12 protein-coding genes and 2 pseudogenes are annotated in these 18,711 nt (G+C 63.6%); 10 read left to right on the top strand and 4 right to left on the bottom strand.

The window, feature by feature from the left end; translation table 11 throughout:
- The first annotated feature begins 35 nt into the window (after positions 1-35).
- The 6 genes and pseudogenes from ABIE00_RS13285 to ABIE00_RS13260 form a co-directional block, all read left to right on the top strand.
- Complete coding sequence (locus tag ABIE00_RS13285; RefSeq protein ID WP_354260941.1) at positions 36-1,097, top strand: NAD(P)-dependent alcohol dehydrogenase; 1,062 nt, start codon at positions 36-38, stop codon at positions 1,095-1,097.
- 51 nt (positions 1,098-1,148) lie between these two features.
- Positions 1,149-2,153: a carbohydrate kinase family protein gene (locus ABIE00_RS13280; RefSeq protein WP_354260939.1), complete on the top strand. Its 1,005-nt coding sequence runs from the start codon at positions 1,149-1,151 to the stop codon at positions 2,151-2,153.
- 2 nt (positions 2,154-2,155) lie between these two features.
- The gene (locus tag ABIE00_RS13275; RefSeq protein WP_354260937.1) at positions 2,156-3,637 is read left to right on the top strand and encodes a mannitol dehydrogenase family protein; all 1,482 of its coding nucleotides are present in this window, start codon (positions 2,156-2,158) and stop codon (positions 3,635-3,637) included.
- 43 nt (positions 3,638-3,680) lie between these two features.
- The gene (locus ABIE00_RS13270) at positions 3,681-4,235 is read left to right on the top strand and encodes a hypothetical protein (protein ID WP_354260935.1); all 555 of its coding nucleotides are present in this window, start codon (positions 3,681-3,683) and stop codon (positions 4,233-4,235) included.
- 117 nt (positions 4,236-4,352) lie between these two features.
- Entirely contained in the window at positions 4,353-5,354 is a 1,002-nt protein-coding gene (locus ABIE00_RS13265) for a LacI family DNA-binding transcriptional regulator (RefSeq protein ID WP_354263352.1), read from the top strand.
- A 531-nt stretch (positions 5,355-5,885) separates the two neighbouring features.
- Positions 5,886-6,290: pseudogene (locus ABIE00_RS13260) on the top strand (hypothetical protein); the annotation flags it as partial.
- 398 nt (positions 6,291-6,688) lie between these two features.
- Here the strand turns inward: ABIE00_RS13260 and ABIE00_RS13255 are convergent.
- Positions 6,689-6,841, bottom strand: a complete 153-nt coding sequence (locus tag ABIE00_RS13255; protein WP_354260933.1) for a hypothetical protein — start codon at positions 6,839-6,841, stop codon at positions 6,689-6,691.
- Positions 6,842-7,457: 616 nt separating this feature from the next.
- Here ABIE00_RS13255 and ABIE00_RS13250 point away from each other — a divergent pair.
- The 3 genes and pseudogenes from ABIE00_RS13250 to ABIE00_RS13240 form a co-directional block, all read left to right on the top strand.
- Complete coding sequence (locus ABIE00_RS13250) at positions 7,458-8,477, top strand: zinc-dependent alcohol dehydrogenase family protein (RefSeq protein ID WP_354260931.1); 1,020 nt, start codon at positions 7,458-7,460, stop codon at positions 8,475-8,477.
- Between the two features lie 72 nt (positions 8,478-8,549).
- Positions 8,550-9,398, top strand: coding sequence for a helix-turn-helix transcriptional regulator (locus ABIE00_RS13245; RefSeq protein WP_354260929.1), 849 nt, complete (start codon positions 8,550-8,552; stop codon positions 9,396-9,398).
- Between the two features lie 146 nt (positions 9,399-9,544).
- A pseudogene (locus ABIE00_RS13240) lies at positions 9,545-10,906 on the top strand (IS1380 family transposase); the annotation flags it as partial.
- A gap of 570 nt (positions 10,907-11,476) precedes the next feature.
- Here ABIE00_RS13240 and ABIE00_RS13235 read toward each other — a convergent pair.
- Complete coding sequence (locus ABIE00_RS13235; RefSeq protein ID WP_354260927.1) at positions 11,477-12,034, bottom strand: TetR/AcrR family transcriptional regulator; 558 nt, start codon at positions 12,032-12,034, stop codon at positions 11,477-11,479.
- 156 nt (positions 12,035-12,190) lie between these two features.
- On the opposite strand from ABIE00_RS13235, the gene ABIE00_RS13230 reads away from it, so the two are divergent.
- Entirely contained in the window at positions 12,191-13,027 is an 837-nt protein-coding gene (locus tag ABIE00_RS13230) for an oxidoreductase (RefSeq protein WP_354260925.1), read from the top strand.
- A 454-nt stretch (positions 13,028-13,481) separates the two neighbouring features.
- Here ABIE00_RS13230 and ABIE00_RS13225 read toward each other — a convergent pair whose 3' ends face one another.
- A complete protein-coding gene (locus ABIE00_RS13225) occupies positions 13,482-14,543 on the bottom strand; it encodes an aldo/keto reductase (protein ID WP_354260923.1) in 1,062 nt (353 codons plus the stop codon).
- A gap of 264 nt (positions 14,544-14,807) precedes the next feature.
- Positions 14,808-18,047, bottom strand: coding sequence for a 2-oxoglutarate dehydrogenase E1 component (locus tag ABIE00_RS13220; protein WP_354260921.1), 3,240 nt, complete (start codon positions 18,045-18,047; stop codon positions 14,808-14,810).
- Positions 18,048-18,711: the final 664 nt, after the last annotated feature.

Below are 18,711 nucleotides of genomic sequence, written 5' to 3'. Positions count from 1 at the left end.
GCCATTCCAGCTTTCGATTTCCAAGGACTATTTCGATGACAACACCTACTGCAGAGACCAGCGCCCTCGCTCACTCTGAAATACCGGCCACCATGCGCGCCGCCGTACTGAAGTGCCAGGGCGACATGGCCATGGAAACCCTGGCCGTTCCGCACCTGGAGCCCGACCAGGTCCTGGTGCAGGTCGCCGCCGTCGGCGTCTGCGGCAGCGACGTCCACTATTACGAGCACGGCCGGATCGGCGACTACGTGGTGGACCATCCACTGATCCTGGGCCACGAACTCTCCGGCCGGATCACCGCGGTTGGAACCGCCGTCGACCCCGCACGGATAGGCAAGCGGGTCGCCGTCGAACCCCAGCGCCCCTGCCGTACGTGCAAACAGTGCAAGGCCGGACGCTACAACCTTTGCCCGGACATTGAGTTTTACGCGACCCCGCCGATCGACGGCGCCTTCGCCGAATACGTGACCATCCAGAGCGACTTTGCCTACGACATCCCCGACAGCGTCAGCGACGAGGCCGCCGCCCTCATCGAACCGCTCTCCGTGGGACTGTGGGCCTGCGAACGCGCCGAAATCCGTCCCGGTAGCCGGGTCCTCATCGCCGGGGCGGGCCCGATCGGCATCATCGCCGCCCAGGCCGCCGGCGCCTTCGGCGCCACGGACATTTACATCACGGACATCGCGGAGGACCGGTTGGCCTTCGCCTTGGAACACGGCGCCACGCACGCGCTGAACGCCAGGACAGAGACGGTGGAGGGGCTCGACGTCGATGTGTTCATTGATGCTTCCGGCGCGCCGCAGGCTGTCCGTTCCGGCATCAAGGCCGTGGGACCGGCCGGGAGGGTCATCCTCGTCGGGCTTGGGGCGGATGACGTCGAACTTCCCGTCTCGTACATCCAGAACCGGGAGATCTGGCTATCCGGCGTGTTCCGCTACACAAACACCTGGCCCCTGGCGATCCAGCTCATCGCCGACGGAAAAGTGGACCTGGACGTCCTGGTCACCGGCAAGTTCACCCTCGCAGAATCTGAAGAAGCCCTCAAAGCCGGCAAGCAGCCTGGACAGCTCAAGGCCGTCGTCTACCCGGGCCGCTGAACCGCACAGCCCATTTACGCCAGTACCGCACAAACCTGCAAGGAAGCAGCCATGCCACCACACGAGAACGGTCCCGAAGTAGGCATCTCCGACGACGCTGCACTGGTCACCGTCATCGGTGAGTCACTCGTTGACATCATCGATGACCCGCTCCGCGAAAACACCGCGCCCGAAACGCACCCCGGCGGCAGCCCCCTCAACGTTGCCGTCGGCTGCGCCCGCCTGGACCTCCGCACCAAACTCATCACGCACTTCGCTGAGGACCCCTACGGGCACACGATCGCTGACCACCTGGACAGCAACGGAGTCGAAACCATCGTCGGAGGCTCCCTGCCGACCTCAACCGCCCTGGCGTCCTTGGACGCCACCGGAGCCGCACAGTACACCTTCTCCATCAGCTGGGACATTAACGGCGCGTCCATCGCCGCGCTGGCAGCGGTTGAGAATTCCCTCCATGTCCACACCGGATCCATCGCGACGGTCCTGCCCCCGGGCAACAAATCCGTGCGCGGCCTGATCGAAGCAGCACGCCCCCACGCGACCATCAGCTTTGACCCCAACTGCCGACCGGGCATCAGCCCCGACGCGGCCGCGGCCCGCGAACAGGCCGAAGACTTCGTTGCAGCCAGCGACATCGTCAAAGCCAGTGACGAGGACCTGCTGTGGCTTTACCCCGACAGGTCGCTTGAGGAGTCGATGGCAGCCTGGCTGGAGTTCGGACCGTCGCTGGTGGTGTTGACCTGCGGCGCTCATGGCCCGGTGATCCTTACAAGGCAAGGACGCGTGCAGACGACTGGGGAATCCATCACGGTTGCCGACACCGTCGGAGCGGGGGACTCCTTCATGGCCGGACTGATCTCCGGGCTCGCCCAGATGGGCGCACTCGGGGCCCTTGGCAGATCACGCCTGCACAGCCTGTCCACAGAGGAACTACTCGTCCTGGCCGCCTATGCGAACCGGGCCGCGGCCATCACCTGCTCCCGCCAAGGGGCCAACCCACCCACGTCAGACGAGCTGGGTTCCCTGACCGGGTCCTTCACCGCCCGGAAAGCATGACAATGCTGACATTGAGCAACGGCTCCCTTCCCGGGATGCCTGGACTGCTGGCAATACCTTCGTATGACCGGAGCAAGCTGACTGCGGGCATCGTCCACTTCGGCGTGGGCGGTTTCCACCGGGCCCATCAGGCAATGTACCTGGACCGGCTGATGAACGCCGGGCAGGCGCACGACTGGGCCATCTGCGGAGTCGGGGTCCTGCCCGGCGATGGCCGCATGAAGCAGGTCATGGACAACCAAGACTGCCTCTACACCCTTGTCGTAAAGAATCCTGATGGAACCCGGGAAGCACGGGTCATTGGCTCCATCGTCGACTATCTCTTCGCCCCCGATGACCCCGAGGCCGTCATCGAAAAAATGGCCTCCGAGGCCATCCGGATCGTCTCACTCACCGTCACCGAAGGCGGTTACAACGTCCACCACGTCACGGGCGACTTCAACGGCGACAACCCCGACGTGACCCATGATCTCCAACCGGGAGCGGCGCCTCGGACCATCTTTGGCCTCATCACCGAGGCACTGTCCCGGCGGCGGGGTCGCGGGCTGGCCCCTTTCACCGTCATGTCCTGCGACAATATCCAAGGAAACGGGGACGTCGCCCGGAAGATGTTCGCCGCTTTCGCGCGCCTCAAAGAGCCGGAGCTTGGCGCCTGGGTCGCGGAAAAAGTCACATTTCCTAACAGCATGGTGGACCGGATCACACCGGTCACTACCGATGTAGACCGCACTGCTGTGGCTGAGGAAATCGGCGTCGAAGATGCTTGGCCTGTGGTCTGTGAGCCGTTTGAACAGTGGGTCCTCGAAGACCACTTCAGCCTCGGAAGGCCTCCGTTTGAAGATGCCGGTGTCCAGCTTGTGGAAGACGTCGAACCCTACGAACTGATGAAGCTGCGTCTGCTTAACGCCAGCCACCAGGGCATGTGTTATTTCGGCTACCTCGCCGGCTACCGTTACGCCCACGAAGCCGCTCAGGACCCGCTATTGGCGCGGTTCCTGCTCGACTACATGGACAACGAAGCCACCCCGACACTCCAGCCCGTCCCCGGCATCGATCTCGAATCCTACAAACGGACCCTGATTGAGCGGTTCTCCAACGAACACGTTAAAGACACCCTGGCCCGGCTCTGTGCCGAAAGTTCGGACCGGATCCCCAAATGGTTGCTCCCGGTCATCCGCGCCAACCTCGACCTGGAAGGCGAGATCCACCGGTCTGCGGCGATTGTGGCCAGCTGGGCCCGCTACGACGAAGGCACCGACGAGCAAGGAAACCCCATCGACGTCGTCGACCGGCTCAAAGAACCCCTGATGGCCGCCGCCGCACGCCAGCGCCAGGAACCTCTGGCGTTCATATCCAACCGCCAGATCTTTGGTGACCTCATCGACAATGAACGTTTCGTCGCCGCCTACACCCGGGTCCTGGAGGACCTCCACGGTGGCGGCGCCAAGGCGGCCTTGGCCTCCCTGGCAACGAGCCCTAAGTAAGCCAAAATTCGACCCATCTGCTGGGGACCAGTGAGGACTTAATATGCTCAAGGAATGCAGGATCGTGCTGTCATGGGCCCTCGCCGCCTGGGCTGTCTTCGCCCTTCCCAGCTGCCTGGTCTGGCAACTGGAGCTGCATCCAGGCACAACGTACCTTGACCACCTGGCTGCAACAATTCCGCTGCTCTGTGGAGCGCTCTTTCTATTGATAACGCCGTCATCCTGTACCGAGCCGAATAGATCTTTACCGGACGAGCATGTCGACGTATTCAGATATGCCATTCGCTCCGGAGCGCTGCCCATCGCCAGTCTTTTCAGCGACTGGACCCGGCCGCTGGAGCAACTGCGGAACCTGCTGAAAATAGTCCTCCGCTACTTGCCAATCACTACGGTCGCAGCCTTGGCCATGGATCTCCACGGGATCCTCATAGATCCCAAAGGCCATGCCTTCTTTCTCGTGAGCGCCCTAGCCGCCATATTGTTCAGTTTGGCAGCGTTCTCGCAGTCGGCTGTCGGGCTCAAAAACATTCAAGCTGTGGAAGCGCGACTACGGAGTCAAGAGCAACGCCTGGCAAGCAACCTTCAGCAGCCCTATTAAATGCGCACTTCCGGTGCGACACATGTCGACCCGTAGCGTCCGGAGATCGGAGGTGAAGGAATTTTGACGATGGCGTCTGCGCGTATCCCGGGGACGGGAGGAATAGCAAGGCCGACGATGCGGGATGTGGCCGCCTTGGCTGGCGTGGGCATCAAAACCGTTTCGCGGGTTATTAATGATGAGCCGGGTGTCTCGGGAGCCACGCGCCGGAAGGTGCTCGAGGCGACACAGCGGCTGAACTACCAGCCGGACATGGCAGCCCGAAGCCTGCGCCGTGCGGGCCGGGAGACACTGTCTATTGGGCTGCTCCTTCCCAGCGTTGCCAACCCGTTTCATGGACAGATCCACCGGGCCCTGGCAGATGTTCTGGCGACCCGCGGAATAGCGGTCCTCGCAGCAAGCATGGACGATGACGCAGGACGTGAAAAGGCGGTGGTCACTGCGTTTCTCCGGAGGCGCGTCGATGGGCTGGTTCTGACCCCAGTCGCAAAGAGCCAGGCGTACCTGATGCCGGAACATTCCAGGGACCTTCCGATGGTTTTCGTCGACAGGGAACCAGTCGGCATCGACGCCGATGCAGTGGTCAGCGATAACGCCTTGGGCGCGGCGAAGGCCGTCGCGCACCTCATTTCCCAAGGCCATACCAGGCTCGCCTACCTGGGTGGCCGCACCGATATCCAGACAGCCCATGAGCGGCGGCGCGGGTTCATTGATGAGCTGGGCCGCGCAGGTATTCCCACCACCACCATTCCATTCTTGGAAGGACTTCATGGGGAGGAGTCCGCCCGCATGGCTGCCACTGAACTACTGTCCGGCCCCGAGCCGCCGACTGCTATTTTCTCTGCACAGAATCTGGTCACACTTGGCATCATGCGGGCCTTGAAGGAGCTGGGACTGAACAGAGCTGTGGCCCTGGTCGGTTTCGGCGACTTCAGTCTCTCGGACATGACCGAGCCCGGCATAACCGTCGTCGCCCAGCACCCCGAACACATCGGCAGGGTCGCCGCGGAACGCGTCCTGGCGCGAATCGGCGGAGACCAGCAAGAACCGCGTACCTACGTAGTCCCCACCCAGCTGGTCCCCAGGGGGTCAGGGGAAATTCAACCGCCCGGCCCCTGACCCGGTGAATGCACGGCGCCGCCCACGACGACGGGCAGGCGCCGTCGCGGCTCGACTGCTTAAAGGCCGCCGCCCAGTTTCAGAAGCTGTCCTGCAGTTCGAGGGCAGTCCGATTCTGGGTGTTTCCAGCAATCAGTGACGCCCTGCCTGGATTCGCTCAAAAGGGGATTTGCCGGTTCGGCTTGGCTGAACTCCTTGTGATGCAGGGCCTTGTGATGCTGCGCCGCGATTCCAGGAAACGTCACCATCGTCGGACCGCTCTAGCGACCGTGGCAAGGGGTTCCTCGGTCGTCTCGAAGCATCGTGGCCGCCCCATGCCCGCCTGGCAAGGAGCTTGCATCTCCACCTCTCAACGAAAGGACTTTCGCTTGACCACGTTCGGCATACTCGGCGTCGGGTCTATCGCCTCGTCAATTGTCGTCGGCCTCTGCGAAGGCGTCGCGCAGCCCCCCACATAATGCTCTCCCCGCGCAGTCAGGCTCGTTCCGCTGACCTAGCTGGCGCTTCCAAACAGCGGGGGCCGCCTCCACCAACCAAGAGGTCATCGACCAGAGCGGCGTGGCCGTTTTGTGCGTATTACCGCAGCAGGCGGAGGAGGTGCTCAAGCAGCTGACGTTCCGCGAAAACCAGCCGGTCGTCAGTGTCGTCGCGGGTGTGCATCTGTTGGTTCTGCAGAACCTGGCAGCCCCGGCCAGGAACATCGTGCGGAGCATCCCGGCGCCAGCCGTGGCGACCCGGTCGCGCATCACCCCCCGGATGGATGCGCCATTCTCTCGTCCAGTGACGGGTCACTTGAAGCGCAGGTCACCGGCGTTTCGCATGTTGAAAGGTGCCGGGCCTTGCCGCAGTCCGGTGCTCGATAGGGCGAGGTTCGGGTCATGCCTTCTTCTGTGGTCTGCGCCCATGAGAAGTTCGAAGGAGGTGATAACGCTATGACGTATATTGAAGCCCAGCCCTCGGCTTGCTTCACACAGAATTGCTCAGACAGAGTCGTTCGTCGGATTGCGGCTGAGCCCTGGAATGGTATTGCACGGGGCGGAGCGGCGGCCGGTCGTGGAGAGGGTTCCCCCAAAGGGCCGTCGCACTCGGACTGGTTTGGGGCTCAAATTGCTCACAAAAAGAGGGTGTGGACACTGTCCACACCCTCGGCTTCGGATTCGGTTGTACCGGTATCGGACTGGGCCGGATTGGGGATGTTTTCGAAAGAGGGGCGGATTTGCAGGGGGAGCGGCTGGTTCGAGTCCCACCTCGGGCACGTGTTTTCCCTGTTCAGAGGCTTTTTAGCCTCTGACTGTGGACATTTGTTCACTTGTAGGCCCCTTCGGGGGCCTTTTTCATTGGTGGCCGGTGCTGTGGCCGGGTGCCTCCTTGCCTTCCTGGATGGACGGGTTGTTGTTCGTTACCAGTTCATGGGCGTTCATGGCTCGGCCGACATGACCTGTGAGATATTCGGTGTGAGTTTCTTTGGTGCGTCGCTGGGTGTTCACCAGGTGCCTCCTTACGGCTGTTGGTGGCTGATCTGCTTATCCATGGTGGGTGCGGGGGAGGGCGGCATGACCTGTCCCCGAATTGATTGCGGATATGGTTCTGCTGCCGCATTTCTTCAAGGTGAGATCTCCTTTGGCGTCGTTGGCCTACGCAGTGACCTGTTACTTGGTCATGACAGTTTCGGCACAGGGCAGCATGACCTTCTCGATGAAAGGCCGCATTAATTGTTGGCCCATAAGCGATCCTGCGACACGCGTTGCCTTGCAACGGTCGAAGAATTTGCCACGCCGAGGGCAGGTGGCGTCGAGGTGATGTTGATCCTGGATCCAGCAGCGTAAAAGCGTGAACCGGGGGTTGTTGTGCCGCTGTTGGCTATGCGAGGCATGCTGCTGACTCCATCGGTTTCGGGGCGACCAGCAGGGTGAGGAAGACATACCTATAACCCATGTCGTCAAATTGTTGCCCCTGGCTAGGACCGCTGATGGTGCGGCTAACGCTGGGGGGTTCTCGCATGGCCTCCCACAGCCTGCATCACTAAATGTCTAATAGGAGTATCAAACACCCGAAGCAATGGTGCGCGCTCGTGGCGCGCAGCAGCAAAGCTAGGAGAGTCATATGCGTGGAGTTGTCCTGTACACCGCCGGGGACGTCCGGGTGGAGGAACGTGAGGACCCGAAGATCATCGCCCCGACTGATGCGATTATCCGGCTGACGGCGACCTGCATCTGCGGATCGGACCTGTGGCCCTACCGTGGCATCGAACCGGCGGATCACAAGGTGATGGGGCACGAGTACGTCGGTGTGGTCGAGGAGGTCGGCGCGGAGGTGAAGAACGTCAAGGTGGGCGATTTCGTCGTCGGATCCTTCGTCATCTCCGACAATACCTGCGAGATCTGCCAGTCAGGTTTCCAGTCCAAGTGCGTGCATGCAGAGTTCGTCGCTGAGATCGGCACCCAGGCCGAGAAGGCCCGCATCCCTTACGCCGACGGAACCCTGGTGGCGACGCCCGGGCAGCCCGATCCGGAGCTGATTCCGTCGCTGCTGGCCACGTCCGATGTGCTGGGCACCGGCTGGTTCGCAGCCGTCGCCGCCCAGGCCGGACCCGGCAAGACGGTGGCCGTCGTCGGAGACGGGGCGGTGGGCCTCATGGCGATTCTCGCCGCCAAGGAACTCGGCGCGGAGCGGATCATCGCCATGAGCAGGCACAAGGACCGCCAGGAGCTGGCCAGGTTCTACGGCGCGACGGACATCGTCGAAGAGCGCGGTGACGAGGGCATCGCCAAGATCAAGGAACTGACCGGCGGGCTGGGTGCGCACTCGGTGGTCGAGGCGGTGGGCACGCAGGAATCGTTCATGCAGGCCATCGGCGCCACCCGCGGCGGAGGACACCTCGGCTACGTCGGCGTGAACTACGACGTCCACGTCCCCGGCATCGAGCTGTTCTTTGCCGGAATCCACACCCTCGGCGGCCCGGCGCCGGTGCGCCGATTCCTGCCGGACCTGATCCAGATGGTCTGGGACCGGAAGATCGATCCCGGCAAGGTCTTCGACCTCACGCTTCCCCTCGACCGGGCGCCGGAAGGGTACAAGGCGATGGACGAGCGCACCGCCACCAAGGTCCTTCTCACCCTCTGAAACACACGGTCAAACCAACCCGGCGGGGGCCACTGGGCTCCCGCCCGTCCCCCTTAGGCATAGCGTGAACACATGAGCAAAAAAGACGACATCCGGAAGTTCCTCGTCTCCCGGCGCGCGAACGTCACGCTCGCACAGGCCGGGCTGCCCGACTTCGGCGACGAACGGCGCGTGCCCGGCCTCCGGCGCGAAGAGGTCGCCCAGCTCGCCGGCGTAAGCGTCGATTACTACACGCGGCTGGAGCGCGGAAACATCCACGGCGCGTCCGACAGCGTGCTCAATGCGATCGCCCGCGCGCTGCACCTGTCCGACGTCGAACGCGAACACCTTCTGGACCTCGCCCGCGTCACCTCGCCGGTCACGAACGCCACGGGACGAACGACGGCGGCCGTCGCCGTCTGCCCGTCGGTCCAGCGGGTGCTCGACAACTTGGCCGTGCCCGCCGTCGTCTACAACGCCCGCCAGGACCTCGTTGCCTCGAACCTTCTGGGACGGGCGCTGTTTTCGCCCCACTTCGACTCCGACCGGCCCAACATGGCCCGCTTTATCTTCCTCGACTCCCGAGCGAAGGACTACTACGCCGACTGGCCGCTCGCCTGCAGCCTGAACGCAGCGATGCTCCGCTACGAGGCTGGCCGTGACCCGCTCAACGCCGAAATCACGGAACTCATCGGCGAACTCGCCACCCGCAGCCCCCAGTTCCGGAAGGACTGGGCGGACCACGACGTCCACGAGCACCGCACCGGCCGGAAGGTGTACAGCCACCCCGAGGTCGGTGACCTCGACCTCACCTACGACGTGTTCGAGATGCCCGGCGAACCAGGCTTGTCCATTAGTACCTACACGCCGGACGAGGGCTCCGAATCAGCCGACAAGATCATCCTGCTCGCCAGCTGGGCCGCCACCAACAATTCGGCTTGAAGCTCTTTCGGCGCGACTCTTAGCCTCGATCGACCGATGAGATTGGTGGGATGAGCAAGTCGTGAGGTGAGAATGCCCTTGCGGGCTGGGAAAATCGGATTTCTTCGGGGACCGACTCCAACCAGCACGAAGGGCATCTCGTAGAGATGCAACTCTGCCACACGCCGCGGATGACCTCGGCAGTGTTCAATGATCCGACTCTCGTGTCGTCGGCCGGGTGGTCCCGGTCGTGGCATTGGCCCGCTCCGCGGGACTGCATGCGATCGCTGACCGGCACCTGACTGTGCCGACGGACAAGGCGCGAATGCCGGGCCGAAGGTGACCTCGCTGGTCGCGGGGATGGTCGCTGGCGCGGACAGTATCGATGACAAGGCGCTGCTGCGGCACAGCGGGATGGGTCGGGTCTTCGCCAACGCCTACAGTCTTCGACGCTGGGCTCGTTCCTGCGGTCTTTCGCTTTCGGCCACGTCGGACAGCTCGACGCGGTCGCCTCGAAGTTCTTGCTGCCACTGGCCGAGCAAGCACCGCTCATCGCGCGGCCTCGGACCGGGCGGCCGAGCGGGTGATGGTCGATGTCGACGACACCATCATCGAGGTCCACGGCTATGCCAAGCAGGGCGCGGGCTACGGGTACTCCGGGGTCCGTGGCTTGAACGCGCTGCTGGCCACGGCCACCACCTTCGGGTCCGCACCGGTGGTCGCGGTCCAGCACGGAAGGGATCGTGTGGCTCACCGTGCGGCGCGAAGCGGCCGGTCGCTGACGCGCTCAAGACCGTCGCAGCGATGACACCGGCGCCGCCGGTCACCTCCGCCACCAGGCTGTTGGTGCGCGCCGATTCGGCGTTCTACGGTGCCGACTCGGTCAACGCCGCACTGCGTGCCGGCGCCGACGTCTCGGTCACCGTCCGCCTCGACAAGCGGGTCCGGGCTGCGATCGCTTCGATCGAGTCCTACCCTGGACCCCGATCGAGTACCGACGCGGTCTTCGATACCGACACGTGGATCTCGCGAGCCGAGGTCGCCGGGGTCCGCGTTCACCTCCCGCAAGAAGGCCGAGCGGGTGACTGGCCGGCTGGTGGTCCGCCGGATCCCGGACCTCAAGCCGACCAAGCCGCACGGCCACGACACCCTGTTCGGCACGGTTCCACGCGTTCTTCACCACCGACCAAGCTCTGGCTGACACCGTGGCCGCGGACCAGACCCACCGCGGCCACGCGATCATCGAGCAGGTCTATGCCGACTGAAGAACTCCGCGCTGGCGCACCTGCCCTCGGCGAGCTTCGCGGCCAACTTGGCGTGGCTGGTGCTGGCCGTGATCGCGTTAAACCTGACCCGTGCCGCCGCGAACCTGACCGGACCGGTCCTGGCCAGGGCGACCACCGCGACCATCCGCCGCAAGCTCATCGTCGTCCCGGCACGCATCGCCACGAATCACACTGCATCTGCCGACCGCCTGGCCTTGGGAACAATCGTGGACCGAGCTGTTCACCGGGGTCTGCGGACCACCACGTCAGCACACCGGGGTCTGCGGACCACCACGTCAGCGCGACGAATCACCCTGCACCTGCTGCCGACCGCCTGGCCTTGGGAACACCCCTGGACCGAGCTGTTCACCAGGGTGTGCGGACCACCACCAGCACCAGCGACCTGACCACCGAGCCGGCGACGGCACAACCTAGGACTCCTGGACGACCCGGAAGCAAGGCCAGACAGACCACCGACCCCTCACCGCCCAAGGGCCGACCTCAAGGCCGACCACTCAGACAACGCTCATGGGTGGGTCGAGGCTAAGACTAAGGCCGGCGCCGACCCCCTGCGCGTCATGATCGACAGTCGTCCCTGGTCCAAGTGCCCATCTGGAGAAATGAACTCCGCGGACCAGGCCTACCCCAAACTCGTCTGCTCGCGAGCAGCTCGTGTCGCGAGCAGGCATCCCACCCACGTCGTTCATCAATGTTCGTCGGCACGAGGGCGTCCCCGGGAGCGGCCGTCTCGGGTCGTCGACTGCCACCATCGTGAAGTAGCAGCTGTTGCGTGCCGGACGCGATGTCGGCGAGGTGTCCTCCGCCGTTAGCTGATCAGGTGGGGAAGGTGAGCCGCCGCACGCCCGCGACGAGCGTTTCTCGCTGGACTGCGAGACCGTCCTCGGAGGCGATGTGGGTCTCGGCGCCGCCGTGGATCAGCGTGAGCAGGAGCGCTAACAACTGGTCGGCGGGTAACTCGTCGCTGATTTTGCCGCTCTGCTGCGCGGCGGCCATCGCGTCGAGCTTGAGCGCGTTCGAGGCCGCGGTCTCGGGTAGCTGATTCATGACACCGGGCCGTTCGAGCTGGTGCCAGCGCGCGAGCCGAATCAGCTGCGGGTGCGCGACCGCGAAGTCGAACAGGGCCGCGGCGTACTCGGGGAGGTCGTCGGCAGTGAAGGGCACCGTGTCGAGCAACAGGGAGATGTTGGCCGCGAGGGCGTTGTCGAACAGGTCTTCCTTGTTGCCGAAGTACGCATAGATGAGCTGCTTGTTGGCTTCGGCGCGAATCGCGATCCGGTCGACGCGTGCGCCAGCCAGTCCGTACTCGGCGAACTCGGCGGTGGCAGCGTTGAGGATGCGCTGCTTCGTTGCGGCGGAGTCCCGGGTGGCCATGATTCCGATCATACAACCAACTAGCCAGTTGACAGCCGAGGCGTAATGGCCTACTATGTAACTAACCGGTTGGATGGAACTGGTCGTCCGACCACTGCCGTCGTCGCCGGAACTTCCATCAACGCACCAAGGCACGAGAATGAGAAGGAAAACGACATGTCCAGACCCACCAGGGTGGCTCTCGTCACCGGCGCCTCCTCCGGGATCGGAGCCGACGCGGCGCTGCGCCTGAAGGAAGCGGGCTACACCGTCTACGGCGCCGCACGGCGCACTGAGCGGATGTCCGCGCTTCAGGACGCAGGTGTGAACGTCCTCAGCCTCGACGTCACCGACGACGACTCGGTCCGCACCGCGGTCGACAGCATCATCCGGGAGTCGGGACGCGTAGACGTCCTGGTCAACAACGCCGGTTACGGCGCCTACGGCTCCATCGAAGACGTTCCGATGGTCGAGGCGCGCGCTCAGATGGAGGTCAACATCTTCGGCCTGGCCCGCCTGACGCAGCTCGTGCTGCCGCACATGCGCGCCCAACACAGTGGCACGGTCATCAACATCAGCTCCGTGGGCGGCGAATTCACCACGCTGCTAGGCGGCTGGTACCACGCCAGCAAGTACGCCGTCGAGGCCCTCAGCGACGCCCTTCGCATGGAGACCGCGCAGCACGGCATCCACGTCGTGGTCGTCCAGCCCGGCTCGATCCGCACCGAGTGGGGCGCCATCGCCGCGGAGAAGCTCAAAGAGACCTCCAGTACCGGCGCGTACGCGACCATGGCCAACGGTGCCGCCAAGGCCCTCGCCGCGAGCTCAGCACCGAACGCGCGCACCACGTCGGAGCCGGCGGTCATCGGCAAGACCATCGTCAAGATCGCCAATGCCCGACGGCCGCGCACCCGCTACCGCGTCGGCTTCGGGGCCAGGCCCCTGGTCTTCCTGCGCCGGCTGCTCTCGGACCGCGCCTTCGACTCAATCATGCGCCGCGCCATGGGTGTCTGACCCCAGGCGCCCTTGGAGCACCCTGGCAGATCAGCGAGGGTTACGCTCACTATCTGCGGACGAAAAACGTGTGGAAGTATGTCTGACCGACGCCGGCCTTGACTGGACCGTCGTCCGCCCCAGCCATATCCTCGACGAGCCCGGCGACGCACTCGATACCGCATGCCTACGCTCGTGGAGCAGGAGTCCGCCGCGACAACGTCGCAGCTTTCTTTGCCGGAGCCCCCACAACCTCGATCTGAGCCGTACTATCGCCGAGCTCACTGACGGCACTACCCCAGTCGCCGATGCTGTTGCAGCGGTAGCCGCGTGGGCCGGGGCTCGCCGGTAGCGTAGGGACAGGCACAGCGCGCCCCTCACATCGGTCTCCAAGGTACTTGTGGGTAGACGGGGTGAGGCTCGGGCTTGCCGTAGGTTGCCCACCCCGAGCCCCACCTTATTTGCAGGTCCCCATTTATGACCGGCTGTTTCTTAATGCCTCGTTGGGGACGATGTCGTGCGGGCCGAGTCGATCTGAAGCGGACTTGGCGTGGTGCCAGTAAGGGTAGATCAACGGCGGTGCCGAGACCTTATCCAAACGGTCGCACTCCTCTGCGGTGAGTGCAATGTCGGCCGCGGCAAGGTTGTCCAAGAGCTGCTCCTCAGTCCTAGCACCCACGACGAGCGACGACATCCCTGGACGGCCCAGCAGCCACGCCAGCGAAACCTGGGCGGCCGAGATCCCGCGGGAATCTCCGATGGCGACGAGCTCTTCCACAATGTCATACAGCGCGCCCTCGTCGCGCACCGGCGGCTCATTCCATTCGGCGAGCTGGCGGGAGCCCTCCGGTGCCGGCTGCCCGCGCCGATACTTGCCCGAGAGCAGGCCACCAGCCAGTGGGCTCCAGACCAGCACCCCGACGCCTGCGTCCTCCGCGATCGGCAGCAGTTCGTACTCGGCCTCCCGCGCTTGCAGCGTGTAGTGAATCTGCTGCGAGACGAATGGCTGATACCCCTTCCGCTCGGAGACCCCGAGGGCTTTCATCAGCTGCCAGCCGGCATAGTTCGAACTGCCGATGTATCTTACTTTGCCAGAACGCACGAGGGAGTCCAGTGCTTCCAGCGTCTCCTCGAGAGGAACCTGTCCATCCCACTCGTGCACCTGGTACAGGTCGATGTGGTCGGTGCCGAGGCGGCGCAGGCTGGCCTCGCACTGGGCGATGATGTGATGCCGCGACAGCCCGCCGTCATTCGGACCGTCAGCCATACCCATGCGTACCTTTGTGGCGACGAGCGTCCGGTCGCGCCGACCTTTTAGCGCCTTGCCCAGCATCTCCTCGGACGCGCCATAGGAGTAGACATTTGCAGTATCGACTAGGTTCACTCCGTGATCGAACGCAATATCCAGCAGCCGTTTCGCTTCATCCAGGCCGGTGCTGCCGGCGTACGCGAAAAAGCCCTGACCGCCAAACATCATCGCTCCGAGGGTGATGGTGGAGACCTTCAGCCCTGAACGTCCCAGGTAGCGGTATTCCATGATGATTTCCTTTCTCTTGAAGTAACTATTCGTTTTCCGGAGTGCCCCGGGGGTTGGAGCCGGAGCATTCCGGTGAGTACTTGTGGCCGCTCGTCACGGATCCGGAGTGCTGGAGAATGTTGCGTTCTCCTGACGGCTGACTTCGTACTTGCGAACACCGCTGGTTCCCTTCACTAGGTCAGGCGGTGCAGGATCCCTACACCGCCTGACCTGAGTCTTTGGTTACTTTAGGCCCCTCTGACCGGTTGGACGCGGGTCGAATGGTTACCCGATGCGGAAGTCGACGGTGCCAGCCTGGGCCGCCGTCGCCAACAGGCGTTCCTGGGCCGCTTTGTGCTCGGATGAGTAGCCTTCGGCGGGGGATGCTGCCTCTGGCCTGCCTACGTAACCGAGGCGGAACCGGCCCAGGCCCATTTTGAGCAGCTTGGGCAGGACGTAGCTCCATGCACCCATGTTCTCGGGTTCTTCCTGAAGCCAGACGATCTCTTCCAGTTCACCGGCAGCCGCCACTTCCCTCATGACCTCTTCGTGCGGGAACGGGTACAGCTGTTCGATGCGGAGCAGGCGAACGCCTTCACCCAGACGTTCTTTGGCCTCCACGCCCACCTTGCCGGAGCACAGCACTAGACGGCGGGTCTCCTCACTGGGCGCCCCCGTTGCCAGGACTGGGTGGAAGGTGCCCGCGGTGAAGTCCTCCACAGCGGACTTGGCTGACTCGGCCCTCAGCAATGACTTAGGCGTAAAGATGATGTACGGGCGGGGTTCGTCCATCGCGGCGGCGTTGACCAGTGCGTTGAAGTACTGGGCCGCAGTAGTGGGAATCAGGATGCGGGCGTTGTCACGGGCACCCAACTGGAGGAAGCGCTCCAGGCGTGCCGAGGAGTGCTCGGGTCCGGCACCTTCCCAGCCGTGGGGGAGCAGCGCCACGAAGCGGCTTTCGCGGCCCCATTTGTCGCGCCCGGCCATGATGAACTGATCGAAGATGACCTGGGCCACGTTCACGAAGTCGCCGAACTGCGCCTCCCACAACTGGAGGGAACCGGTATTCGTCCGGCCGTAGCCGTACTCGAAGCCGACGGTGGCCACTTCGGTCAGGGGGGTGTTAGCCACAAGGAAGGGCGCGTCGCCAAACGTCAACCGCTCGGCCTTGTCTCCGGTTTGCACATCGTGGACCACGATGTGCCTGTGGCTGAACGTACCGCGCTCCACATCTTCACCCGTAAGCCGCAAGGGGACTCCGGCCTGGTTGATGAGCTTAAGGGCAAGCAGCTCCGCCTGGCCCCAGTCAACCACGAAGTTCTGGTCACGCAGGGACCGCTTCTTGTCGAACTGTTTCATCAGCTTCGGGTGGATGATGACGTCATCGCGGGACTGCTCAGAAACCTCGAGGACCTCGGAGACCCACGATGCGGTGATGGATCCCAGCTTGTCCTGGACGTCGGGGCGAGACACGAATTCCTGCGTGACCACAGAATTGAGATCAAAGACCTTGGCTTTGTCCAAGGCTCCAACCAGATGCTTTTTGGCAGTGGCCCGGGTGTCAGCGACGTAGGTGTCCGTCACCAGCCCGGCCGCCGTAAGGGTGGACGCATAGATCTCGTGCACAGGTGGGTGCTCTTCGATATCGCTGTAGTAGACGGGCTGGGTGTAACGGGGCTCGTCAGTTTCGTTGTGGCCATGGCGCCGGTAGCCCTGGACGTGGATCACGATGTCCGTGCCAAACCGCTCGCGGTACTCAAAGGCGATCGTGGCCGCCATGAGATTGGCGTCAACATCGTCCGCGTCGGTGTGGATGACGGGTACGTCGAAGCCTCGGATGACGTCGGAGGGCCAGGTCGTGGACCGGAGTTGGAAGGGAGTGGCCGTGAAGCCCAGTCGGTTGTCCTGGACGATGTGAATCGTTCCGCCCACGTTGTACGGTTCGAGCCGCTGCAGGTTGAAGGTCTCGTACACCACGCCTTGACCTGTGAAAGCGGCGTCTCCGTGCAGCAGGACGGGAAGCACTTTACGGCGTGCCTCATGCGGGGTGAGGCCCTGCGCCACGAGGTCGTCCTGCTTAGCCCTTGCGGCGCCGAGGGCCACTGGGGACACAAATTCGAGGTGGCTGGGGTTCTGCTCCAGCATGACGCCCAGGGACGAACCGTCTGTATCGGTGAACGTGCCGCTGCCGCCCAGATGCTGCCGGACATCCCCGGAACGCGCGTGCGGTGTCGAGTGCGCAGTGGGCAGGAACTCGGCCAGGATCCGCTCCATAGGCCAGTTGAGGATGTGGGCCATGATGCTGAGCCGGCCGCGGTGAGCCATGCCCAGCACAGTTTCTGTGTAGCCTTTCCCGGCGGCCTGTCCGGCCATTTCGGCCAGCGCCAGCACCGAGGACTCAAGGCCTTGAACGGACAGTGTTTTTTGCCCGAGGAACTGGGTCTGCAAGTACGTTTCGAAGACGTCGATCTCGGTTGCAAGCCGCAGCGCCTGCAGGCGGCGGGCCGAGGCGGGCTGTGGAGTTCCGTGCCTGATCAGGTCGGCGAGCCAGCTGCGGGCTTCCGGATCGGACAGGTGTGCGAACTCGACTTCGACGCCGTCGGGCAGCCAGGAGCCTTCGACACGGGCCCGTACGGGCTCCAGCCGGGCGACGGCTGTACTGGCTGTACCGTTGAACTCGGCCAACCGTACGGCGCCGGACTGTGACGACGCCGGGAGGTCAAGCAGGGGGTCAGGCTCATTCTGGAGTATTTCCTGTTCCAGCTGCGCAAGGAACTCCTGCGACCGCAGGAATTTTTCTACGGCTCCCAAGAAGCTGCCGGAGTCTGCTCCCTGAATGGCACGGTGGTCATAGGTTGAAGACAACGTCAAAACGGGGTCTACGGGATGGGTGGCGGCCAGCTTTTCGAGTCCCGCGGGGACTCCGATGGCCCCAGCGGCAACGATGATGCCCGGACCGGCGGGAAGCAGGGGCACACCTGTTGTGGAACCAAAACGGCCCGTGCTGGTGAGGATGAGGGACGCCCCGCGCAGCTTGGCAACGGCGATAGTGCCTGTCCTGCACTCCTGCGAGAGCTGGCCGAGACGCTCAACCAGTTCCGGGAAGGTGAGATTGGCTGCGTCCTGGATGACAGGCACCATGATGGAGTGCCCGGCCGAAGTTTCGACGTCGACCGCAACTCCGAGGTTGACGCTGCCCTCTTCCACAAGCACGAGATCCGAACCGTCATTTTCTATGCGGCGACGCACCGCAGCAACCTGATGCTGTGCGGCCCGGGCCATAGCGGTCGCGAGCACGGCTGCGATAGGAACGTTGAACCCCTGGTCGCGGAGCCTTTCGCGCCACTCCATGAGACCGGAGACCTCGAACGTCCTCATGGTCGAAGCGGTTGGGACGCTGAGACTGGCCTCCATATTGCGGGCCAGGGCAGCGCCCCTGCCCCGTAGAACCCTGCGGGAGTCGGCCTCCGGCGTGGATCCGGACTGTGGCGGGGTGGAACCGGAAGTACTGGTGTTTTGAAGCATCTCTTTATCTTTCGCGCGGTGCTCGTGTCAGTGCCTTGGGGAGTGTGGCGTAAAGAAGGGGCCAGCTAGGCATCGAAGATGATGTATTCCATACTGTCTGTTATGGATCGGCCTCACCAATACCCATTTGTGATAGGTCTATATCTCCCTGCTATCCCGTTAATTCGGGGCTGCAGTCTCTGCGCCACGCCAGATGCTGGATGCGCGGTAGCGCTGGGGACGGGTGCCTTGTGACCCAGGCCGTGTGGACAACACCAGAGACGCGGTGCCGACGCAACAACCCGGGACATAGCGGTGCGACGCCAAGCGAGGTCTGTCCCCTCTGGGCTGGAGGCCAGCGTCACCGCGGGCATTTGCTGTCCTCTCTCTGGCGTTGGCTCCCATGCTCAGCGGGAGACGCACTTTTTCGTTGGGACCTAATAAGGCACCGACGGCAACGTCCTCGGTGCCTTCCGCGAGTGTCCTGCGAATCGAAACTAGGGATGTAAATTCCCGGCCTGTGTGAATGGCCGCACTGGCCTACGCCGCCTATAGCAGCTTTGCGGAGAAACCGTTGTGCGCTCCGCCATCAGAGTTCTCTGCCACCCGCTATAGCTCGACTAATGCATTCGTCCCGCAGTTGGCTTCGACTTTCCGTTGAAGCACTCGGGCCTAGTCCGCCAGG

It is taken from the genome of Arthrobacter sp. OAP107 (assembly GCF_040546765.1).
Classification (GTDB): Bacteria; Actinomycetota; Actinomycetes; order Actinomycetales; family Micrococcaceae; genus Arthrobacter.
This window is presented reverse-complemented; position numbering and strand designations above follow the sequence as displayed.